Annotated in this window: 6 protein-coding genes; all 6 read left to right on the top strand. The window is 36.1% G+C overall.

Features of this window, described 5'->3' with window-relative positions; genetic code table 11:
• Positions 1-25: 25 nt before the first annotated feature.
• The 6 genes from PVK71_RS19880 to PVK71_RS19855 all read left to right on the top strand — a co-directional run bounded on the left by PVK71_RS19880 (position 26) and on the right by PVK71_RS19855 (position 7,794).
• The gene (locus PVK71_RS19880) at positions 26-1,090 is read left to right on the top strand and encodes a PIN domain-containing protein (protein ID WP_274421065.1); all 1,065 of its coding nucleotides are present in this window, start codon (positions 26-28) and stop codon (positions 1,088-1,090) included.
• A gap of 1,293 nt (positions 1,091-2,383) precedes the next feature.
• Positions 2,384-2,779, top strand: a complete 396-nt coding sequence (locus PVK71_RS19875) for a DUF3465 domain-containing protein (protein WP_274421064.1) — start codon at positions 2,384-2,386, stop codon at positions 2,777-2,779.
• Between the two features lie 1,267 nt (positions 2,780-4,046).
• Entirely contained in the window at positions 4,047-5,111 is a 1,065-nt protein-coding gene (locus PVK71_RS19870) for a YiiX/YebB-like N1pC/P60 family cysteine hydrolase (protein WP_274421063.1), read from the top strand.
• A gap of 698 nt (positions 5,112-5,809) precedes the next feature.
• Complete coding sequence (locus PVK71_RS19865; RefSeq protein ID WP_274421062.1) at positions 5,810-6,349, top strand: hypothetical protein; 540 nt, start codon at positions 5,810-5,812, stop codon at positions 6,347-6,349.
• 245 nt (positions 6,350-6,594) lie between these two features.
• Entirely contained in the window at positions 6,595-7,065 is a 471-nt protein-coding gene (locus PVK71_RS19860) for a DUF523 domain-containing protein (protein WP_274421061.1), read from the top strand.
• A 153-nt stretch (positions 7,066-7,218) separates the two neighbouring features.
• Entirely contained in the window at positions 7,219-7,794 is a 576-nt protein-coding gene (locus PVK71_RS19855) for a hypothetical protein (RefSeq protein ID WP_274421060.1), read from the top strand.
• Positions 7,795-8,468: the final 674 nt, after the last annotated feature.

Here is an 8,468-nt window from a genome sequence, read left to right as displayed (position 1 = left end):
AATTTTAAGTTGACTAAGGTATAAAATGTTAGAAACAAAAAATGTATTTATTGATACGCAATACTTTGTAAAAAGTAATTATAATTTTGAATCGACATCATTCATGTCATTAAAAGAACTCTGTCAAAATAGTGAGCTTCGATTATTAATGACAAGTGTTGTGGAAAGAGAGGTTGAAAATAAAATAGAACTATCTATTAAAGAAGCATTGGGCTCACTTCAATCTTTTAAAAGAAAAGCTCATATTTTGTCTACTATTGATGATCCTATCTTATCCTCTTTGTTCGTAGATGTAAGAGAAGAAGACGTTTACTCTAAAGCTAGTGGTGTATTTCATGAGTATAATGCTGCCTGTAATTATGAATATATAGAAGCAGATAAAATTGAGGCTGAACAACTATTGGAGTTATATTTCAATAAAAAGCCACCATTTGGGGATGGTAAGAAAAAATCAGAATTCCCTGATGCTATTTCATTACTTTCTATTGAGGCATACCTTGAAGCTGATGAAAAAGTATATATCGTGTCAGATGATAAGGACTTAAAGTCATATTGTGAAGGCAATGATAGATTAATTACTGTTGATAATTTAGAAAAATTACTCGATATATATAATGAGCATACAAATGCGAGAACAGAGAAAATAAAGCAGTTTATCGTATCAAAGACAGCTGAAATTAAAGAACAAGTTTCCGATTATATTGCTGATTGTGAGATATATAATAGCTCTACTTGGGAAGACGCTGAAGTTGATGGGTTTACGGTTTCAGAAATAGGTGATTTCACCATCAATGTTATTCATGTTAATGATGAAGAATGCCAATTAACAATAGATTTTAATGCTAATCTGGATGTAACTGTGAGTGGTCCAGACTTTTCTAATGGTGTTTATGATAAAGAAGAGGGGCATTTTTATTCGTTTGGTTCATCTACCAGAGAGGAAGAAATTCCTATGGCATTTACTTTTGAACTTGGGTTATATTACGAATTTATTGCAGGCGAATTAGAAAACGTTGATATTAATGAACTATATATGCCGCAGTCAAGTTGCATCGAAGTCAGTGTTGAAGAGCATCCAGATTGGCATTAATTAAAATTTAACAATCGCATCAACACGATTTACTACACTCGGCATCTCAGGTTGTCGGGTGTTTCTCGTTTTAAGGCGTCAATATTAAGTATAATTGCATGGTAGTAAACGTGTTATGCAGGCGTTATACGAACTCTGAGAATGCAGTTTTTTGGTTCAGTTCAGCGATTGAACCATTAGCTTTTTAGGCGTGAAAGTAGGGTGGTTTTCCTTTTTCTTTGTTCCCTTTTGATATTCGTTTCATCAGGTTCGGCATTGAACTATTATTGCCCTAAATTCAGGCGTTTCAGCGGCTAGTTTACGCTTCAATTGTTCTTTGGTTATGCCTCATTTTATCCTGCATCAGTGTTTTGCTCTCAGCATTTTCAATCCCAATTGTGGTTAGGATATTTGGTTTATCAGTTCCAAACTGGCTGAAACCAAGTCGTACAAATAGTGTAAGAAAAAAGGATTGTTTCGTTTCACAGTTATTGTCGTTGAAGTGATATTTTGCTCGCTTAATTGAGCCAGTCTAATTAAAATCGTTTTACAGCAAATCTTGGTAAATCAGTTCTTTACCAAGTTAATTGGAGCGAAAGCAAGGCTCGTATAACAAAGCAATCAACACGATGCTATTTACATTCGGCATTCGCGGTTTGGAGTGTAATTGGTTTGGTAAGTCGGTCTTTCGCACGTGTTATTGCGGCGTTGTGCGCACTGAGTCCGAAATTTTTTGCACGGTTCATCAAAAGGATCGCGGCTTTCGTAGTTTCGGCTTAGTAAGCGTAAATTTCTTCTTTGTTGCCTTTTGGTTTTCGTATTATCAGGTTCGGCAAATTAGCCCTTATTTTCCTAAATTCAGGCGTTTCAGAGGCTAATTTACGCTTCAATGGTTCTTTGGTTATACCTCATTTTATTCTGCATCAGTGTTTTGCTCGCAGCATTTTCAATCCCAGCTGTGGCAAGGATATTTGATTTATCAGTTCCAAATCTGCTGAAACCAAGTTGTTCAAATGGCGTAAAAAATGTATTTGTTTTCTATTCACTTTATCTCGCAATTTAAGAACATTTTGTTCGCTTAATTACTATCGGTAAATTGGAATCAGGGCTTAGAAAATCTTGGCAGGGCAGTTCTTTACCAAGCTGACCAAGCCGAAAGTAAGCACGCACAACAATCGCATCAACACGATTTATTACATTCGGCGTTCTGGGTTTGCCTTGGGTTTTGTGATTAAGGCGGTTAAATTCAGGTCGGTTTGCATAGTAATAAACGTGTTATGCCAGCGTTATGTGAAAATAGAGGATTTTGAGTAAATGAAACGTTTTATAGTTCTATTAATGGCTGTATTCAGCTTTATTTCTTTTAATGTACAAGCTAATGATTACCAACTTAAGCAAGCATTTGAAAATCATCAAAGTGATCTTCAGATTAAAGGGCAAGGTAAAGTTGTTCATATTTTACCTGATGATAATAAAGGATCGAGACACCAACGATTTCTATTAAAACTCAATAATCAGCAAACGTTGTTGGTAGCTCATAATATTGATTTAGCACCGAGAATACCTAACTTAAAGGTTGGTGATAATGTTCAATTTTATGGTGAATATGAGTGGAATAAAAAAGGTGGCGTGATTCATTGGACTCATAAAGATCCACGAAATAGACATGTTCATGGTTGGTTAAAGCACAATGGGCGAGTGTACGAATAACATTTTCACATAACAAATGCATCAACACGATTTGCTACATTCGGCATTCTAGGTTTCTTTGAGTTTACCATATTAAGTGGTAATTTTAGGCTTAATTTGCATGGTAGCAAACGTGTTATGCAGGCGTTATACGAACTCTGATAATGCAGTTTTTTGGTTCAGTTCAGCGATTGAACCATTAGCTTTTTAGGTGTAAAGTCGAGGGTTTTCCTTTTTCTTTGTTGCCTTTTGGTGTTCGTTTCATCAGGTTCGGCACTGAACTATTATTGCCCCAAATTCAGGCGTTTCAGAGACTAATTTACGCTTCAATTGTTCTTTGGTTATGCCTCATTTTAGCCTGTATCAGTGTTTTCCTCGCAGCACTTTCAATCCCAATTGTTGTAATGGTAATTGGTTTATAAGCACCAAATTGGTTGAAACCAAATCGTACAAATGGCGTAAGAAAAAAGGATTGTCTCGTTTCACAGTTATTGCCGTTGATTGGATATTTTGCTCGCTTAATTGAGCCAGTCTAATTAAACTCAATTTACAGCAAATCTTGGTAAATCAGTTCTTTACCAAGTTAATTGGAGCGAAAGCAAGGCTCGTATAACAAAGCAATCAACACGATGCTATTTACATTCGGCATTCGCGGTTTGGAGTGTAATTGGTTTTGTTAGTCAGTCTTTCGCACGTGTTATTGCGGCGTTGTGCGTACTGAGTCCGAAATTTTTTGCACGGTTCATCAATAGGATCGCGGCTTTCGTCGTTTTGGCTTAGTAAGCGTTCCTTTCTTCTTTGTTGCCTTTTTGCTTTCGTATCGTCAGGTTCGGCAAATTAACCCTTATTTTCCTAAGTTCAGGCGTTTCAGCGGCTAATTTACGCTTCAATTGTTCATGGTTTTGCCTCATTTCAGTTTGCATTAGTGTTTTGCTCGCAGCATTTTCAATCCCAATTGTGGCGAGTGTATTTAGTTTATCAGCTCCAAACTAGCTGAAAGTAAGCCGTTCAAATGTCGTTGAAAATGTATCTATTTTCCATTCACTTTCTCTCGCAATTTAAGAACATTTTGTTCGCTTAATTACTATCCGTAAATTAGAATCAGGACATTAGAAAATGTTGGCAGGGCAGTTCTTTACCAAGCTAGCCAAGCCGAAAGTAAGCACGCACAACAATCGCATCAACACGATGCTTATTACATTCGGCGTTTTTGGTTTGAAGTGTAATTGGTTTGGTAAAGTTGGTCGTCAGCACGTGTTATGCAAGCGTTATATTACTAAGGGTGGTTATGAGTTACATACTAGATTTTAATAAAGTACAACTTGGCGATATAGTGATTAGCTCAGGTTCAACTTTAGGTGCCCAAGTCATAAAGCTTGGAACATGGAGCAAAGATACTCACGCGATGCTTTATGTAGGCTACACAATGATTCATGCTATTCCTGAAGGTGGTGTTTTTTCGAAAAACCCTCAAAGAGAATTATTTAAATCTGAAAAACATGTCAAAGTGCTACGCCTAAAAGATAGCGTACCATTTTCGACATTAAGTTCAATTTGTGATTATGCTAGAAGCCTTACTGGAACCATTTACTCTGTAAAAGAAGCTATACGCACGAAAAAACACAGCAATAAGCAAGCTGATGCTCAAACTAATATGCAATTTTGTTCAAGGTTAGTCGCCCAATCTTATGGGTATCAGAATATTAATTTAGTAAAAAATCCAAATTATTGCTCTCCAAAAGCATTAAGTAATTCATCATTTCTTAAAGAAGTAGAAGGAGCCGTTAGAAAAGCTTCTGATGAAGAAATCGAATTTTCAAAAACACCAGATCCAACCTTAGAAAATCAAAAAGTCACTTATGACTGGCTTAATAAAGTCAGAGATATCGCAAGTGATTTAGAATATGAAATACAAAGTATTAATGATGTTACTGATTTTGTTAAACTTCACCCAGAACAAGATTCAGCTATCTCTGAGTTTGTAAAACTAAGTGGTTACTTAGAGCATTATCAATGCGATCTAAAATTAAATCCATATCGATATGAATTAACAAAATTTATAGAGCATTTTAAAAGAGAAAATATTCCAATTGAAGACGCTGTAATAGGAGAGCTACAAAAAGAACCAAGCATGATTGAGCATTTTTATCGAAATTTAACTGGGTATACTCAGATGTATAAAGAAACTAACTTTGAATACCATGAGCTTCATAGAGATTTATACCTGAATATGCTTCTATTCATAAAAGATAGGCTGGTTGTAATGTACTGTTCATTAACTCGATCAACAGATATTCAGTTGAAAGCTAAAGTTTTCTTATTGATTCAAAGAATTGATGGCATCGTAATATAACAAAGCAATCAACACGATTTACTACATTCGGCGTTGTAGGTTTGTCTTTAGTTTCAGTGATTAAGGCAGTAAAATTCAACTAAGTCTGTGTCGTAGTAAACGTGTTATTGCGGCGTTGTGCGTACTGAGTCCGAAATTTTTGCACGATTCATCAAAAGGATCGCGGCTTTCGTAGTTTTGGCTTAGTAAGCGTTCCTTTCTTCTTTGTTGCCTTTTTGCTTTCGTATTGTCAGATTCGGCAAATTAACCCTTATTTTCCTAAGTTCAGGCGTTTCAGAGGCTAATTTACGCTTCAATTGTTCTTTGGTTATGCCTCATTTTATTCTGCATCAGTGTTTTGCTCGCAGCATCTTCAATCCCAATTGTGGCAAGGATATTTGGTTTATCAGTTCCAAATCTGTTGAAACCAAGTCGTTCAAATGGCGTAAGAAATGTACCTGTTTTCCATTAACTTCATCTCGCAATTTAAGAACATTTTGTTCGCTTAATTGGCATCGGTAAATTAAAATCAGGGCTTAGAAAATCTTGGCAGGGCAGTTCTTTACCAAGCTAGCCAAGCCGAAAGTAAGCACGCACAACAATCGCATCAACACGATGCTTATAACATTCGGCGTTTTTGGTTTGAAGTGTAATTGGTTTGGAAAGTTGGTCGTCAGCACGTGTTATGCAAGCGTTATGTAGCAATGAGGAATAATTAATTGAAAAATAAATTTATAGATTTTCAGCAGCACCTATATCATGAAGTTGACGATGAGAATAAAGCTGAGGAACACCTTGATGGGGTTCTTCCTTATATTGGTTTGGTTGTTATGTACTTCAATTCATTAGAATCGTGGCTTGATTCTGTTTTATGTGAGAATTTTACTGATCGCTCTGACTCTCAGGGATTAATTGTTCTTAATAAGCTTAATTATTCAGCGAAAGTTGATTTGCTAAAACGTTTTTGTGATGACTTTCAGATAGGTTCTAATTGTACTTTAAATGGTTATGAACAAATAATTACTAATTTAAATGAATGTGGTCGCCTTAGAAACATGATCGTTCATGCTAACTGGGAAACTACTGATGCCGAGGGATACGCATATATTAAGCTTAAAATGTCAAAGAAAGGTATGAAACAAGAATATGTGCAGTTTACTGAGGATTCTATGGAAAAAGTAATATCTTTAATTATTAAAACCCGAATTGACCTTTGGGAGTTCTGGGAGCATCGAAATGATGTCCTCCATGGCCGTTAGGTTGCTACATAACAATCGCATCAACACGATTTGCTACATTCGGCATTCTTGGTTTCTTTAGGTTTACCGTGTTAAGTGGTAAATTTAGGCTTAATCTGCATAGTAGCAAACGTGTTATGCAGGCGTTAGCTGCTTTTTTGTTGTGTTAGTTTTATGTGATTTTCATATATGTTTTAATTAGCCCTCGATTTCATAGTATACAATGCAAGCAATCTTTCGACTTCTTAATTTTATGGATAATTAAAATGGCCAAAGTATTAGTGAGTTCTTGTTTATTGGGCTGTAAAGTTCGCTATGACGGGAATAACCTTGAGGTAAATACAAGTGAGTTTGATGAGTTTATTGAATCAAATGACATTATATCTTTTTGCCCTGAAGTTGCTGGCGGCTTACCAATACCACGCATTCCCGCAGAAATATGCGGTGGTACAGGAAATGACGTCCTTGATGGCTCAGCTAAAATACTTGGCAAAGATGGTAGCGATGTAACGAAGGCCTTTTTAAATGGCGCTGAACTAGCTCTTAAAAAATGTCTAGATAATGACGTTGAATATGCAGTTTTAACTGAATCAAGTCCATCTTGTGGCAGTTCCAGTATTTATAATGGTAAGTTTGAAGGTGTTAAGGTCTCTGGAAAAGGCGTAACTTGCACTTTACTGGAGAATCACGGTATTAAAGTTACAAATCAACATCAATTAGCAAGGTTAAAAATTTGAATCGCAGCTAACAAATGCATCAACACGATTTGCTACATTCGGCATTCTAGCTTTCTTTGAGTTTACCGCGTTAAGTGGTAAATTTTAGCTTAATTTGCATGGTAGCAAACGTGTTATGCAGGCGTTATGTTTTAATTTGAAATCGAGGTCTAATTGAGAAAGATTTTCCATACAATATCAACGCTTGTTGTAGTTGTAGCATTACTTAACCTTATTAATTCATTAGTGAATTTAGAGTTCCATGCAGTTTTTAACGTGGTAACTACAACATATCAAGCTGCTTTTCATAAGCCCCTAGATATACCGTTATCTCTAATTGGTATAGCATTGAGTAATTGGCAAAAAGATATATTCTTTATCTATGTACTCTTTGGCTTCGCCTTTGAAGCTGCAAGGCGAGATGAAGAAAGAGTCGAGCTATCTAAAGGTCACTTTTTCAATTTCAATGGTGATAAATCACTATTATATAAAAAAGCACCTAAGTTAGTAAAAGTGATCCTCGATAGAATATTTTGGCCTCGAGTTGCTTACCAATATTTTGTCAAACCGGGTGCAGCGGTGAAAAATAAGATACTCATTCGCGAGCTAAGTAATGGCAATGAAATGTCTCGGTCTATTCATACTGTGCACCTTTATGACCGTAGACTGAAATTGCTTAAGAAATTAGTTCAATTGTTCGTATATACTGCTCTTGCTTTGGCAATCAATGGGTTTCTTGTTGCCCCTTGAGTTCAAACATAACAAAGCAATCAACACGATTTATTACATTCGGCGTTGTAGGTTTGTCTTTGGTTTCGGTGTTTAAGGCGGTAAAATTCAAGTAAGTCGGCATAGTAATAAACGTGTTATTGCGGCGTTATACGAACTCTGAGAATGCAGTTTTTTGGTTCAGTCCTGCGATTGAACCATTAGTTTTTTAGGTGTGAAAGTAGGGTGGTTTATCTTTTTCTTTGTTGCCTTTTGGTATTCGTTTCATCAGGTTCGGCATTGAACTATTATTGCCCCAAATTCAGGCGTTTCAGCGGCTAATTTACGCTTCAATTGTTCTTTGGTTATGCCTCATTTTAGCCAGTATCAGTGTTTTCCTCTCATCATTTTCAATCCCAATTGTGGTTAGGATATTTGGTTTATTAGCTCAGAAGTTGCTGAAACCAAATCGTACAAATGGTGTAAGAAAAAGGGATTGTATCGTTTCACAGTTATTGTCGTTGAAGTGATATTTTGCTCGCTTAATTGAGCCAGTCTAATTAAACTCAATTTACAGCAAATCTTGGTAAATCAGTTCTTTACCAAGTTAATTGGAGCGAAAGCAAGGCTCGTATAACAAAGCAATCAACACGATGCTATTTACATTCGGCATTCGCGGTTTGGAGTGTAATTGGTTTGGTAAGTCAGTCTTTCGC

It is taken from the genome of Aliivibrio sp. S4MY1, assembly GCF_028765545.1.
Classification (GTDB): domain Bacteria; phylum Pseudomonadota; class Gammaproteobacteria; order Enterobacterales; family Vibrionaceae; genus Aliivibrio.
This window is presented reverse-complemented; position numbering and strand designations above follow the sequence as displayed.

What these genes read in the sequence shown, in the direction of transcription:
- PVK71_RS19860 (WP_274421061.1), top strand. Translation starts at nt 6,595, where the DNA reads ATGGCCAAAGTATTAGTGAGTTCTTGTTTATTGGGCTGTAAAGTTCGC.
- PVK71_RS19870 (WP_274421063.1), top strand. Translation starts at nt 4,047, where the DNA reads ATGAGTTACATACTAGATTTTAATAAAGTACAACTTGGCGATATAGTG.
- PVK71_RS19875 (WP_274421064.1), top strand. Translation starts at nt 2,384, where the DNA reads ATGAAACGTTTTATAGTTCTATTAATGGCTGTATTCAGCTTTATTTCT.
- PVK71_RS19880 (WP_274421065.1), top strand. Translation starts at nt 26, where the DNA reads ATGTTAGAAACAAAAAATGTATTTATTGATACGCAATACTTTGTAAAA.